We start from the raw sequence: 12,116 nt of genomic DNA on the forward strand, positions 1-12,116 counted from the left end.
CTTCCAGACTGACGCGCTGCGCACCGCCGCCGACCGCTACCGCGGGCCCCACCCCGAGCGCGCCCGCCTCGCCGCCTACATGACCCTCGCAGGCCTGCGTCCGGGCCAGTCCATCGCGACCGTCATGCAGTACATCCAGCGCGATAACGCCGCCGGTCCTGCCTGGCAACTGCCGGTGAAGAACAACAGCTCCAGCGCCGTCGGCCCGCTCGCCCCCATCCCCCGGCCCCTGGTGTGGGCGCTGGACGAGTACCTGCCGGTGCGCACCCACAAGGCCCCGCACTCCACCGAGACCGAGGGCCCACTGCTGGTGTCCCGCACCGGCCGCGGGCTCGACCACGTCACGTTCACCCGGCTGCTGCGCGAGGTCGCCGCCACCCACCCCGACCTCGAAGAGATCGCCCCCGGCCTGCACCCGGACGTCGTCGCCCACTCGCCGAACCCGTTCGCCGACGAGTCCGGCCCGGCCGGCGGGAACGGGCGATGACGCTGTACCGGGCCGTCCTCCAGTTCGTGGAGGACGGCCCGGCCGTCACCGGCGAGTGGAAGGACAACCCCGCCGTCGCCCGCGCCACCTACAAGGGGTGGGTCGGGCTCTACACCCACGACCCCGCCGTTGTCGTCCAGTTCGTCGCCGACGAGGACGACGGAACGCGCCGGATCATCCGCAAGTGGGCCGTCGACCGGGAGGTCGTCACCGAGGAAGGCGACCCGCTGTAGGGCTCGGCGGGCGCCCTACGCCAGGGTCTCGGCGTCCCGGCGGGAGAAGACCAGATCGCTCATCTCCGTGACGGGCCCGCGCCACCGCACCGGCGGGAGGGGCCGCCGCAGGGCGGCCGGGTAGCTGCCCGCGGCGTAGTCGTTGGCCATCCGGTAGGCGTGGAACCCGTGGGCGCGCAGAAGGCCGAGGACGTCGTCGACGGCGTGCCCCTGCTTGGCCAGGGTCTGGGGGGTGACCTCCACGACCAGTTCGACATCGTCCCGCAGGCTGCTCAGGACCGGGGCGAGCCCGCGCACGGCCGCGGCCTCGCCTCCCTCCACGTCGATCTTGATCAGCCGGGCGGTGACGAGCTCCCCCGCCGTGAGCAGGGTCGGCAACGGCGCGGCGTCGGCCTCGAAGGAGGCCTCCACGGTGCGCGGGCGGATGGCGGTGGTGCCGCCGAGGTTTGTGGCCCGCTCCAGGTAGAAGGTGAGCCGTTCTGGGCGGTCGGAGACGGCGGCGTTGATCGTGCGGACGTTGCCGCACCCGTTGGCCGCGAGGTTCGCGGTCAGGGCCTGGTGGAAGGTCGGGGACGGCTCGATGGCCACGACACGGCCCGCCGGGCCGACGAGGCGGGAGGCCAGCAGCGTGTAGTAGCCCGTGTGCGCGCCCACGTCCACCACGAGGTCGCCCGGGGCGAGGCGAAAGCGTACCCAGGCCGTCAGGTGCGGTTCCCACACGCCGTGGAGCCACAGGTAGCGCTGGATGACGTCGCTGGTCACCACGGGGAAGACCATGCCGTCGCGGGTGCGGGCGGTCGCGTGGACGGGGTGGTGCTTGAGGTGGTCACTCAGCCGGGCGGCCAGGGGGCCGGTGCCGAGGCAGCCGGGCAGGTGGCGGACGTACGCGCGCAGGGCCTGAAGTACGGGCAGAGGAGTCACGGCAGGCTCCGGGTGAGGGCGCGGCGATCTGGCCGCGCGGGACGGCGGAGGGTGGCAGGCTGGATCGGAGAGCGGTTCCTGCGGCGAGAGGAGCGTTGGTGAAGGCGGCGGTGTCCGGTCAGAAGCCGGGTCCGGTGGTGTATCTGCTGGTCGGGCTGACCGGGTCGGGCAAGACCACGTACGCGAAGAAGCGGCTGGAGCCCGCCGGCGCGGTGCGGCTGTCCGTGGACGAACGGGTCCACGACCGGCACGGCCGCTACGGCGTCGACTACCCCGAGCGCCGGTACTTCGAGCTGGAGGCCCCGGTCGTCGCCGAGGTGCGCGAGGAGCTGGTGACGCTGATCGCCGCCGGGCGGGACGCCGTGCTGGATCACGGGCTGTGGCTGCGCTCGGACCGCGAGGAGTGGAAGAAGCTCGTCGTCGAGGCGGGCGGGACGCCCCGGCTGCTGTACTTCCCGGTGCCCCGCGAGGAGCTGCTGAGGCGTCTGTCCGAACGCAACGAGCGCGAGGACGCGAACGCGTTGACCGTCACCGAGTCGGCGCTGGACGACTTCTACGCCCGGTTCGAGCCCCCTCACGACGAGGGTGAGGAGATCATCGAGCCCGGTTCGTTCTGACCCGTCGGGGGCCGCCAGGTGGCGACCAGGCGGGTCGCCTCCGCCGCCCACCAGTCGGGGACGGTCCGCAGCGAGACGGGCCGGAAGTCCAGCCGCGGGGAGTCGACGGCGATCCGGCCGCCGTGCCTCTGAAGGTGTTCCAGCAGCCGCCGGGCCTCGGCCAGACGGGCCGGTGAGGCGGTCTGCCACGTGCCGTCCGCCGAGTGCCGTGCACGGCGCTCGACGTCCTCGTCGACGCCGCCGCGCCACTTGAAGTGGTGGACCACGACGGGCGGCCGGTTCGCGGGGCGGTGGCCCTCGGCACGGTGGTTGCCGGACGCCACGGGCACGCTGGAGTGCGCGAGGACAATCTTGCGGGGGTCGCCGCGCAGCAGGTGGTGGGTGAGGAAGGCGCCGAGCGGATACGACGCGTCCAGGCCCTGAGCCGGGTCCCAGCCGGTCAGGGAGCCGTCCGTGCTCACCCGGTCGAGCATCAGCCCGCCCACGGTGCCGGTCCCCGAGGCCTCCGCCGCGGCGATCACCTCGGCGAGCGGGGCGGCGTAGGCCTGGAGTTCGTCGGAGTCGGCGAGCAGGTGCCACCCGGCGCCGGCACGCTCGCGCAGGGTGTCACGCAGCCGGGGGTTGGTGTGCTCGTGCCACGGCCCCTCGCTCACCGCGTCCGGGACGATGCCGAGCTCACGGCAGGCGGCCTGCACCTGGTGGCGCCGGTCAGCATCGACGTGGTCGGAGAAGTGGAAGGCCAGGTGGAACCGCTCGATCCCGAGCGTGCGGTAATGATTGACCCACGCGGTGAGCAGGGCGGGTTCGACGGGCCCGACCACGGCGATCAGTGAGGGCAGGGCGGACATCAGCACTCCTTCGGCTCGGCGAGGAAGGCGGTCTGTTCGGCGGCCGTAGGCACGCCGAGTTCGGCGGTCGCGCACGCGGCGGGCCTCGGCAGCGGGGACCAGGCCAGGTCACGCAGGACTTCGGCCAGGGCGGCGCCGTCCCCGGCGGGGAAGAGGCGCACCCAGTCCTGCCCGCCGAGGACCTTGGTCAGGTGCGGGTCGTGGTCGGAGACGATCAGGGGGACGCCCAGGCGTACGGCGTCGACGACCAGCCCGGATTCCTTGGCCACCCCGCTGCGGCGGGCGACCAGGGCCGCGTCGGCGGCCGCGTACGCCTGGCGGACCACCGTCTCGGGGACGGGGCCGGGGCGGGTGTGCAGGCGGACGTGCGGCCGGGCCGCCCACGCCTTGAGCAGGGTGTGGGTGGCCGGGCCGCCGACGACCAGCACGTGCATGGGGAGGTCGAGACGGGCGAGCGCGGCGTCGATGACGTCGGGGTCCTTGTAGGGCCACCAGCCGCCGACCAGGCACACGGCCGCCTCGTGGGGTGGGATACCGAAGGCCTCCCGGGCCCGGCTGCGGTCGGTGTCGGTGAGCCGGTCTGCGGGGTCGGCGACCGCGAACGGCCGTATCTGAAGCGGTAGGCGGGGGAAGCGGGCCGCGAGGTCCTCGCGTACGGCGTCGGTGGGGGCGAGCACTCTGACCCGGCGCTCGCCCCGGCGGGTCAGCCGTCCGAGGACACGGAGGGCGGTGTCCTCCGTGGTGACCAGCTCGTGCACGAAGCGGAGGTGGTCCCCGCCCAGCAGCCCGGCGGCTCCGTGCAGGGCCTCGCTCGCACTGAGCACCACCACCGTGCCCGCCCCGCCGGTGAGGCGGCGGCCGGTGCGGACACAGGCGGCCTCGGCCAGGCAGCGGGCCAGCAGCGTGACCTGATGCGGGATGCGGCGCGCGGCCACGGGCCAGCGGCGGCAGGCGAACGCCCGTCGCGCGGCCGCCGCGAGTACCGCGGCGGCCGCGCCGGCCGCCGCGAGTGCACCCGGCAGGGCGCCGGTAGGGGCGGTGACCCGGGCGCCCGCCGCGAAGAGGGCGGCCTGGGTCTGTCGGGCGATGCCGTAGGGGGCGACCACGACCGCATCGCCGTGCGCGGCCGCGAGCGCGGTCAAGGCGTGTTCGCGGTGGCCGCCCGGCCGGTGGGCGCCGGGCTCGACGAGCACCAGGGCCTCGGCGGTCATCCGGCGATGGCCTGTTCGCCGTGTCCGCCCGTGAACCGCTGGGCCAGCCATGCGGGGTCGTTGAGCTTGTCGAACAGGGCCGGGGCGCGGGCGGCCTCGTGGGCGAAGTCGACGCCCTCGCGGGCGCCGGAGACGGCGAACTCGGCGAACTCGCCTTCACCGCCCGCGGTCCATGCGGCGATCCGCTCGGCGGCCTCGGCGTCGTCCATGCCGTACTCGCTGCCGCGCGCGAGCATCGCGCACTCCCGAAAGCCCGCCTTCCAGGCGTGATACGGGGACTGGTTGATGCGGGTGGTCCCGGCGATGTCGGCGGTGAACTCACACCGGCCGGGCAGCGCGGCCAGCACGTCGACCGCGTCGCCGAGCTCCCGCAGCGCCGAGCGGCGGATCAGCTTGAGCCCGCCGTAGCCGTAGATCAGGCCGTTGAGCGGGTTGCGGGCCCGCCACACCCGCATCGACACCCCGTCCGCCAGCGGCTCGACAGCGGGCAGGGCGAACTCCGTGGCCAGCACGAAGTCGCCGTCGGCGAGCAGGAACTGTTCGTGGTCGACGACCTCGGCGGCCAGCCGGTAGGCCCGGCGCATCCCGTGGACACCGTGCAGCCGCTTGACCGGCGTCCCGAGGATCCGCTGGAGGCGGGCGTGCAGCTTGTCGGCGAGCGGTTCGTCGTAGGAGAGCATCACCGCGTCGAACAGCGCCTTCATCGCAGGGCCTCCAGGTAGCGGGCCGCCACAGCGGCGGGGGTGAGGTCGGCGGTGGCGGCGTGGGCGCGCTTGGCGTGCACCCGGTAGAACTCGCCGTCGGTGGCGAGCCGGGTCGCGATAGCCACGGCCTGGTCGGGGCTGGTGAACAGAAGGTCGTCGTCGATGTGCTCGGCCAGCCACCCGGTGCGCGGGGCGATGACCGGCAGGCCCATGCCCTGGCAGTCGATGACGGACATCGACCAGGGGCAGCCGGGACGGAACGGTGCGATCCCGAAGTGCGCCCCGGCCAGCAGGTTGCGGTAGCGGATGCGGTCGCCCCGGTCGGTGGCGATCGTGACGCCGTCGAGGGCGGCGAGCTCGTCGCGGTGCCGTTCGGGGCTCGGGTCCAGCCGGACACGTTCGGGGCTGCGGGTGCCGAACAGGTCCATGACGGTCAGCTGTACCGGGGCCTCGGCGACCAGGCGGCGGGCCAGGGCGGTGAACGCGGGCGTGCCGTAGTGGGCGTAGAGCCGGTGGTTGTAGACGGCGTGCGCGGTCCCGTCGGGTACGGCGACGTCGGCGGGGTCACGCACCAGGCGCTCGTCGCGCGGGGCGGGCACGACGTGCATCTTCTCCGTGAGCTCCACGCTCATCCGGGCGGCGGCCGCCGTCGTCCAGGACGCGGCGGTGGACGAGTGGACCAGGACGCGGTCGCACGCCGCGAGCCCGGCGGAGAAGGCCAGCATCACGCTGCGCCCGAGCCCGCCGTCGTCCAGCGACGGGTCCGGCACGAGACGGCCGTCGTCGGCGAAGGAGAACGGCAGGTAGTGGCAGTATCCGGCGATCAGTGCGTCCGTCCCGGCCTCCAGGAGGGCGGCCCGGATGGCGGGGGCGGCCTCGATCTGGTTGGCCACCACCACCTCCGGCCGCGTGCGCCGGATCAGGTCCGCCAGTCCGTCCAGGCCGGGGTCGAAGCGGGCCCGGTACTTCGTGGCCGGCGCCCGGGTGGGCTCGAAGCCGACCCGGGCGTCACCGGTGGCGACCGGGGCCGCCACGGTCACCTCGGCTCCGGCGTCCGTCAGGGCCGGGGCCAGCAGGTCGGCGAAGGTGAAGCCGGAGTCGGCCGACAACCGGTTCGGGTTGGAGACGTTGAGCAGGTACAGCAGGCGCGGCATGGCGCATCCCCTCTCACCGGCCCGAGGGTCGGGCCGGTGAGAGGAGGAAACCGGCGACGCGCATGGCGACAGAATGGTGAACTGTCCTCACTCACGGTTCACTCACGCACTCAACACCCAAGCAGGGCGGGGGCTTTGATGGACGCGCACGACGCGGTCACCGTGGAAGAGGCGGCTGCCAACTTCGCCGCTGAGATTGCCTACTGGCGCGAGGTGCGGGGCATGCCGAAGAAGGCCCTCGCCGAGCTGATGGGGTTCCACCCCTCCTACGTCAGTCACATGGAGTCCGGCCGGCACAAGCCGACCGCCGACTTCGCCCATCGCGCGGACGAGACGCTGAACGCGGGCAAGGCGATCTGGCGCAGGTGGAACGAGTACGAGACGGCCCGCACCCGCCAGACCACCGCGGCGGCCGCCGTGCCCGCAGCGCGGCCGACCGAGCAGCCGTACGCCACCGGCTCGGCGATCGTCGTCGAGCACGACGCCGCCCGGCTCGACTACGACGGCACCCACTACCGGCTGACCATGCGCCGTCTGCTGCGCAACACCGGCACGGCCCCGATCACCCGGTACCTCATCCGCATCTCGGTCGACCGCTACCCCGGCGACCCCGAGCGCTCCAACGCCCACTACCGGGCGCATCCCCTGACCTGGGATGAGCTGGCGCTCACGGCGACGTGCCGCGGGGAGGTGATGCGCTGGGAGGCCAAGCACGACCGGGACGCCTTCAAGGAGGTGTGGCTGCTGTTCGACAACGACCAGGGCCGGTTCCCGCTCTATCCCGGCGATGCGGTGTGGATCGAGTACGCCTACACGGTCAGCGACACCAAGTGGGGCCGCTGGTTCCAGCGGGCCGTGCGGCTGCCCACCGAGCACCTCGAAGTCGTGCTCGCCTTCCCCGTCGCGCTCGATCCGGTGGTGTGGGGTACCGAGACGTCGATGACCGCCGAGGCATCTCCCCTGCCCAGCGCCCCCGGCCGCCGGGAGGAGGACGGCATGCGCGTATTCACCTGGTCGACCGGCCGCCCGGCCCTGCACGCTCGCTATCGTCTGGAATGGAGGTTCCGGGCCCGGCCCGAACAGGACATGAGGCAAGGGGAGTTCAAGTGACCGAGGTCCGTCCCAGTCAGCAGATGCGCGACCTTGGCGTCGTCCAGCACGGCGCCCCGGTCCTGACCGAGACGGCCCGCCCGTTAGACCTGCCCGCCGAGCAGCACGCCGCCGAGCAGGCCGTGGACGCGCTGTTCGCCGCTATGGAGCGCATCGGCCGGGTGCACCCCTTCGCCAAGGGCATGGGACTGGCCGCCCCGCAGATCGGCATCGGCCGCGCGGCCGCCGCCGTCCAGCCGCCCGACCAGGGCGCCGGCGCCATCGTCCTCCTCAACCCCCGCATCACGGAGGCCTCCGACGACGCCGACGAGCAGTACGAGGGATGCCTGTCGTTCTTCGACGTCCGCGGGATGGTCCCCCGCCCGCTGAGCATCACCGTCGAGACCACGACGCTGGAGGGCACCACCGTCACCACGGTGTACGAGCGGGGCCTAGCCCGGCTCATCGCCCACGAGATCGACCACCTCAACGGGATGCTGTACCTGAGCCGGATGCGGCCCGGCGTCGAGCCGATCCCGGTCGAGCAGTACCGGCAGACCGGCCGGTCGTGGGCCTACGACTCCTAGCCAGGGGCAGGCTGACGGTCTCCCACGACGAGGCCCCGGACTGAGGTCCGGGGCCTTCTCCTTCCTCTTCCACCCTCACGGGCCAACTCACCTCAGAATCTCACCTCTTAAGAGGTGAGTTATGGATGCGCGAGGCACCGGGCCAGTCACACAAATGAACCCGGGCCGGGCGGTGGATCGCTACGCTGGTCGCAGGTGCGGCGCTCCCCCCGTGGCGCCGCACCTCCCCGCTTGCATGAGCCCGCCGGTACCGCTGCGGCAGGCGGACATGGGGCGTCTAGCCTCCGCTGGCCTGGTCCCCCTCGCCGTCCCGGCGGACCGGCCCGGCCTGCGCTTCGGTCTCCTGCAAGAGCCGGTCTGTGGGACCGAAGTCCCCCAACTCGACCGCGAGCGCGGCGCGCACGAACGCGGCGAGCGCGATGCTCCCGTTGCGCACCTCGAAGATGCGCAGCATCCCGCCCGAGTACGCCGCGCCGTGTCGGCACCCGGCCTGCACGCAGCAGCCCTCTGCGGCCAGGGCGAGCCGCTTGAAGGCGGCGTTCTTGTCGTCCGTGAGCTGGGCCGGGCACCCCAGGTGGTCGAGCGTAATCCGGACGTGGGCGCGCATCTCGGCCGGGCGGATGGTGAGCCGTCCGCCGCCGGGCGTGACGTAGCGGCCCGGCGCCACCGGGCCGTACGGATGGATCAGCGGCAGATCCTTGTCCACCACGTGTTGGGCGGGCAGTCCGTCGTACTCGAAGTAGGGGCCTGCAATGCCGTTGTGCTCGATTGCCATGCGGTCCTCGTTTCGGTCGCGGGTCGGGCGCCGGGCCGTCACGCGCTGGTGACGGGCACGTTCCGCAGCAGTGCGGCGGTCATCGCCAGGAGCGTCTCCGCCTCGGCCCGGTCGTACTTGAAGGTCTTGGTGACCGCGTCGTTGTGCAGGGCGCCGCAGGTCTGGCTGTACAGGGCGTCCAGGATCCGCCACCACCGCTCGGTCTGGTTGCACTGGCTGGCTTGCTTCCTCGATCCGGGGTTGTCCCAGGTGACGTTCGCCCGGACCCACTCCAGCGCCCGCCTGACCTCCAGGATCGACGCCCGGACCTCGTCCGCGGTCAGCAGCCGCTGCGCCTCCCGCAGCGTCCGGCCGACCTCGTCCCGTTCGGGATCGCCGAGCGGGTAGGGCACGGCCATCTCGAACGCGGCGGACGGCCCCAGCTGCGCGAGCTGCTGTTCCCATCGGCTCTTGGCGATGGTGATGTGCGCCGTTTCCTGGGCACTGCCCGGGTAGCCGGGCGCCTGCGGCAGGGTCGCGTTGAGGTCGATCTCGAACCGGACGTCGCCGGTGCGGCCCTCCTCGATCGCGTGGACCTGCAACGAGGACAGTGGGAACGACAGGTTCACGCGGTGGATGGTGATCTTCGGGGTGTACGCCAGGTTCACCGTGGTCCGGGCGAGCCGGGAGCGCTGTCCCGTCGGCTCGAAGCCGAACAGGTCCGCCTCCAGGGCGAGGATCTTCCCTGCCTCGGCGAAGGGCGACACCCCGACGGCGAGCTGGACGCTCAGCTCATGGGCTCCCAGTGCGCGGTGCAGCCATGTCTGGTCGCTGCTGACCGTCACCGTGAACCGGATGTCGTCGTCGAAGCGGAGTTCCTGCATAGCTCCCCCAAAAGGGCGTGTCGATCACCCGATTCTGCCGGGCGGCCCGCCGCATCACCGCCGATTTCCCCCGGCCGCAGTCTCCACCCCGCAGACCCCAACGGGCCCCGGCTCCAGCCGCACAGGCCGCGGTGCCGTCCGGCGCGCACGGCCCCGGCCCCACACCTCCTGTCCGCGCCGGGCGGTACCGCGGGGAGCGGGGGTCCGGGGGCCGGCGAAGGCCCCCGGCAGCCACCGGCCTCATCTCCGAGGACGTGACGCCACGGCGTTGCGTCGCGGTTCCCTCGGCGACCGCGTCGACAGAGAGCGCCCCGGGCCCGGGTGAGGTAGCCGTGTCGGGGAGACTGAACCCTCCCCCGGCAGCGTGCCCGCGTCCGGCCGATGCTGCCGCTGTCGGGGGGACTCTCCCCGCGACGCGCTCAATCCGAGTAGCGTCATAGGGAGCACCCAGGAGGAGGTCACCGTGACGGCGCAGCCCGAGCACTCCGGCGCCAGCCAGTTCAGTCCGCCCATGCGCACGCTCGCCGAGCTGCGTGAGGCCCTGTCGACGTGGGGCTTCCCCGGTGACCGGCAGGAGTTCGAGAAGGAGCTCGACGCGATCGACCTGGACGACCTGACCCGGGTCCGGGAGCTCACCCAGGCCTACCGCCACCGCATACTGATGCGGTACGACCTCGGGGCCATGGCCGCGCTCGCCCGGCCTACCGGCGATGTCGACGCTGAACTGCGCCGCAAGCTCGCCGAGGCCGGGGCCGACCGGTGACGCACGCCTTCTTCAGCGATCCCGCTGAGAAGATCCTCACCGAGCTCTCACCGACCGAGCGGGCCGCCGTCGAGGGCGTGCGCCGCTCACTCGAAGACGACCCCACGCAAGGCCGTGGCCTGCCGGACGCCGACCCGCAGAGCGAGTCCCGCGTCGTCGAGCTGCTGCCCGAGCAGACCGGCGGGCGCGGCATATCGGTCGTCTACCGCTATAGCCCGGACCTGGACGCCGTCCTGGTCCTCTGGCTGATCGCCGGTCCGTAGCGGCGACGCTCATCGCGGCGGCCGCCGCAAAGGCAGGGGCAGGTCGCCGCCCTCTACGGGCCCGGTCGACGAGGGATAGGCGCTGCGGTGTGCGACCCGCAGTCCCGGGTGTGGCCACCAGTACGTCCGGGCCCGCACGCAGGTTGAGCCATCGAGGTCGACTCTCACCTGGTAGGCGATCCGGCCGTCGGGCCAGTCCTGGCGGGCCATCACGGTGGCCCACCGCCACCGGCCCTTCGACCACACCCATAGCGCCGGCGGGTCCCGGTGGGGCCAGGTCCGTACGAGCGGCTTGGCCCCGTTCTCCGGGCGCCACGGCCGGGCTTCCATCGGCTCCGCCACATCACCGCTCATGCGTTCGATTTTACGCGGGGGTGTGCCCGTCGCCCCCCGGCGGGCCCCCTGGTCAGGCTGCCGCCGGGCGGACGTCGCCGACCGGACGACGCCCTTGTTGCAGCTACTTCGTCTTGCGGTTCTCCTGCTGCTCCCCGCCGCTGCGACGCAGGTGCCCAGCCTGCTCCGTCCCCTCGGCGGGCCCCTTCGGCTTGCGCTTCACCGTGGTCGACCGGCCACGCGCGGCCGACACCGAGACGACCCCGCCGCCCTGCCGGGGCGCCTTCTTGCCGCCGTTCGCTGCGGTCGGCAGCGGTCGGCTCAGTGCCTCTCCCATCTTGCGCATCGCCGGGATGTCCGGCTGGCCGTCGGCGGGGCCGGGGCCCGCGGGCGGGGTTGCTCCGCCCGGGCGCGGAGCGCTGTAGGCGAACGCCGCGTCGCCGAGCCGGAGCAGCGCCTCCGTGCTCGGCAGGTCGCGGGTGGCCTCGCTGTCGTGCTCATCGGGCCGCCGAAGCTTGTCGGCGCCCTTCTGCGCCCATTCGGCGATCTTCTCGCAGACCTTGAGCGAGGCCTTCCGGAACCAGTTCTGAACGCGATCGTCAGCCATCAGCTGACCGAAGAACTCTCCGGCCCGCTCCTTCAGGACGCGTCCGAGGTTCGCGAACGCCCCGCGGACGGTCTGGAGTTCCTGCCACTCCGGCAGGTTCTTGAGGTTCTCGGCGTGGGCGTCGGCCTGCCGCAGCGCGGTATTGACGGCTTCCGCCTGCTGCTGCGGGGCAGGGGTGTCCGCCTGTTCGCTGGAGAGGTCGCCGGGCGTGCCTTCCGTCGGCGCAGGTTCCGGGGCGGACGCCGGGACCGTGGCGGCCGCCGTGGTCGTCGGCGCCTCGGGTGCGGTGGCGGCCGGCGCCGTGGAGGCGGCGGACTTGGGGGACGGTTCGGCTGTGGCGGTGGCGACCGCTTCGGCGAGCTGCTGCTGAAGGGTGCGCAAGTCGGATTCGACAGCCTGCCACAGTGCATCCTCCGTGCCCTGCTCAGCCGGGACGATCTCGCCCCAGGCCTCCGCCACGCCCTCGAAGGAGGCCATGACGTCGAGCGGGCCGGTCTCGCCGGCCGGGGCGTCCTCTGCGGCCGCGTCCGGGCCCGTCCACAGCGGGAGATCCTCCGGCTGCAAGGCCGGGGCGTCCTCGCCGGTGACGGTGTCCAGTTCGGGCTCGCCGGACGGATCGCCGTCCGAGGGGTCAACGCCGTCGGGCGACGTGGGGCGGGTG

Annotated in this window: 15 protein-coding genes and 1 pseudogene; 7 read left to right on the top strand and 9 right to left on the bottom strand. The window is 73.0% G+C overall.

All coding sequences use genetic code 11. The features are described from left to right. Positions 1-487 (top strand): site-specific integrase (locus tag C1J00_RS45505; RefSeq protein ID WP_500691489.1); only part of this gene is annotated, 487 nt, incomplete at its 5' end. Then, positions 484-720: a hypothetical protein gene (locus tag C1J00_RS27375; RefSeq protein WP_102911687.1), complete on the top strand. Its 237-nt coding sequence runs from the start codon at positions 484-486 to the stop codon at positions 718-720. The genes C1J00_RS45505 and C1J00_RS27375, both read left to right, overlap by 4 nt. A gap of 15 nt (positions 721-735) precedes the next feature. Here the strand turns inward: C1J00_RS27375 and C1J00_RS27380 are convergent, their stop codons facing one another. Beyond that, the gene (locus tag C1J00_RS27380) at positions 736-1,641 is read right to left on the bottom strand and encodes an FkbM family methyltransferase (protein WP_245936530.1); all 906 of its coding nucleotides are present in this window, start codon (positions 1,639-1,641) and stop codon (positions 736-738) included. A 98-nt stretch (positions 1,642-1,739) separates the two neighbouring features. Between C1J00_RS27380 and C1J00_RS27385 the strand changes: the two genes are divergently transcribed. Further along, positions 1,740-2,258 carry an ATP-binding protein gene (locus C1J00_RS27385; protein WP_219728377.1) on the top strand — a complete coding sequence of 173 codons (519 nt, stop codon included), beginning with the start codon at positions 1,740-1,742 and terminating at the stop codon, positions 2,256-2,258. On the opposite strand, the gene C1J00_RS27390 is transcribed toward C1J00_RS27385, so the two are convergent. The 4 genes from C1J00_RS27390 to C1J00_RS27405 are packed head-to-tail and all read right to left on the bottom strand — an operon-like array spanning position 2,216 to position 6,175. Continuing rightward, on the bottom strand, positions 2,216-3,106 hold the full coding sequence (locus C1J00_RS27390; protein WP_245936531.1) for a glycosyltransferase family protein: 891 nt from the start codon (positions 3,104-3,106) through the stop codon (positions 2,216-2,218). The two genes, C1J00_RS27385 and C1J00_RS27390, sit on opposite strands and share 43 nt — an antisense overlap. Beyond that, on the bottom strand, positions 3,106-4,317 hold the full coding sequence (locus C1J00_RS27395; protein WP_102911688.1) for a glycosyltransferase family protein: 1,212 nt from the start codon (positions 4,315-4,317) through the stop codon (positions 3,106-3,108). Before C1J00_RS27395 ends, C1J00_RS27390 begins: the two co-directional genes overlap by 1 nt. Next, complete coding sequence (locus C1J00_RS27400; protein WP_102911689.1) at positions 4,314-5,021, bottom strand: hypothetical protein; 708 nt, start codon at positions 5,019-5,021, stop codon at positions 4,314-4,316. The genes C1J00_RS27395 and C1J00_RS27400 overlap by 4 nt, the downstream gene beginning before the upstream one ends. Then, positions 5,018-6,175 (bottom strand): glycosyltransferase family protein, encoded by a 1,158-nt coding sequence (locus C1J00_RS27405; protein WP_102911690.1) that lies wholly within the window; start codon positions 6,173-6,175, stop codon positions 5,018-5,020. Before C1J00_RS27405 ends, C1J00_RS27400 begins: the two co-directional genes overlap by 4 nt. A 138-nt stretch (positions 6,176-6,313) precedes the next feature. Between C1J00_RS27405 and C1J00_RS45955 the strand changes: the two genes are divergently transcribed. Both C1J00_RS45955 and C1J00_RS45960 read left to right on the top strand, forming a co-directional pair. Then, positions 6,314-7,285, top strand: a complete 972-nt coding sequence (locus C1J00_RS45955) for a helix-turn-helix domain-containing protein (RefSeq protein ID WP_102911691.1) — start codon at positions 6,314-6,316, stop codon at positions 7,283-7,285. Next, positions 7,282-7,851 (top strand): peptide deformylase, encoded by a 570-nt coding sequence (locus tag C1J00_RS45960; RefSeq protein WP_102911692.1) that lies wholly within the window; start codon positions 7,282-7,284, stop codon positions 7,849-7,851. The genes C1J00_RS45955 and C1J00_RS45960 overlap by 4 nt, the downstream gene beginning before the upstream one ends. 277 nt (positions 7,852-8,128) lie before the next feature. Here C1J00_RS45960 and C1J00_RS27420 read toward each other — a convergent pair whose 3' ends face one another. Continuing rightward, on the bottom strand, positions 8,129-8,626 hold the full coding sequence (locus tag C1J00_RS27420) for a DUF6420 family protein (protein WP_102911699.1): 498 nt from the start codon (positions 8,624-8,626) through the stop codon (positions 8,129-8,131). A 38-nt stretch (positions 8,627-8,664) separates the two neighbouring features. Further along, a complete protein-coding gene (locus C1J00_RS27425; RefSeq protein WP_102911693.1) occupies positions 8,665-9,489 on the bottom strand; it encodes a hypothetical protein in 825 nt (274 codons plus the stop codon). Positions 9,490-9,952: 463 nt separating this feature from the next. On the opposite strand from C1J00_RS27425, the gene C1J00_RS27430 reads away from it, so the two are divergent. Continuing rightward, positions 9,953-10,252 (top strand): hypothetical protein, encoded by a 300-nt coding sequence (locus C1J00_RS27430; RefSeq protein ID WP_102911694.1) that lies wholly within the window; start codon positions 9,953-9,955, stop codon positions 10,250-10,252. Further along, complete coding sequence (locus C1J00_RS27435; protein WP_102911695.1) at positions 10,249-10,515, top strand: hypothetical protein; 267 nt, start codon at positions 10,249-10,251, stop codon at positions 10,513-10,515. The genes C1J00_RS27430 and C1J00_RS27435 overlap by 4 nt, the downstream gene beginning before the upstream one ends. A gap of 9 nt (positions 10,516-10,524) precedes the next feature. On the opposite strand, the gene C1J00_RS44760 is transcribed toward C1J00_RS27435, so the two are convergent. After that, positions 10,525-10,869, bottom strand: a complete 345-nt coding sequence (locus C1J00_RS44760; protein ID WP_146046266.1) for a hypothetical protein — start codon at positions 10,867-10,869, stop codon at positions 10,525-10,527. Positions 10,870-10,972: 103 nt separating this feature from the next. Beyond that, positions 10,973-12,116: pseudogene (locus tag C1J00_RS45515) on the bottom strand (hypothetical protein); the annotation flags it as partial.

It is taken from the genome of Streptomyces cahuitamycinicus, assembly GCF_002891435.1.
Taxonomy (GTDB): Bacteria; Actinomycetota; Actinomycetes; order Streptomycetales; family Streptomycetaceae; genus Streptomyces; species Streptomyces cahuitamycinicus.

Excerpts from the sequence above, each read along its gene's own strand:
- C1J00_RS27375 (WP_102911687.1), top strand. The coding sequence starts at position 484 with ATGACGCTGTACCGGGCCGTCCTCCAGTTCGTGGAGGACGGCCCGGCC.
- C1J00_RS27390 (WP_245936531.1), bottom strand. The coding sequence starts at position 3,106 with ATGTCCGCCCTGCCCTCACTGATCGCCGTGGTCGGGCCCGTCGAACCC.
- C1J00_RS27395 (WP_102911688.1), bottom strand. The coding sequence starts at position 4,317 with ATGACCGCCGAGGCCCTGGTGCTCGTCGAGCCCGGCGCCCACCGGCCG.
- C1J00_RS27400 (WP_102911689.1), bottom strand. The coding sequence starts at position 5,021 with ATGAAGGCGCTGTTCGACGCGGTGATGCTCTCCTACGACGAACCGCTC.
- C1J00_RS27405 (WP_102911690.1), bottom strand. The coding sequence starts at position 6,175 with ATGCCGCGCCTGCTGTACCTGCTCAACGTCTCCAACCCGAACCGGTTG.
- C1J00_RS45955 (WP_102911691.1), top strand. The coding sequence starts at position 6,314 with ATGGACGCGCACGACGCGGTCACCGTGGAAGAGGCGGCTGCCAACTTC.
- C1J00_RS27420 (WP_102911699.1), bottom strand. The coding sequence starts at position 8,626 with ATGGCAATCGAGCACAACGGCATTGCAGGCCCCTACTTCGAGTACGAC.
- C1J00_RS27425 (WP_102911693.1), bottom strand. The coding sequence starts at position 9,489 with ATGCAGGAACTCCGCTTCGACGACGACATCCGGTTCACGGTGACGGTC.
- C1J00_RS44760 (WP_146046266.1), bottom strand. The coding sequence starts at position 10,869 with ATGAGCGGTGATGTGGCGGAGCCGATGGAAGCCCGGCCGTGGCGCCCG.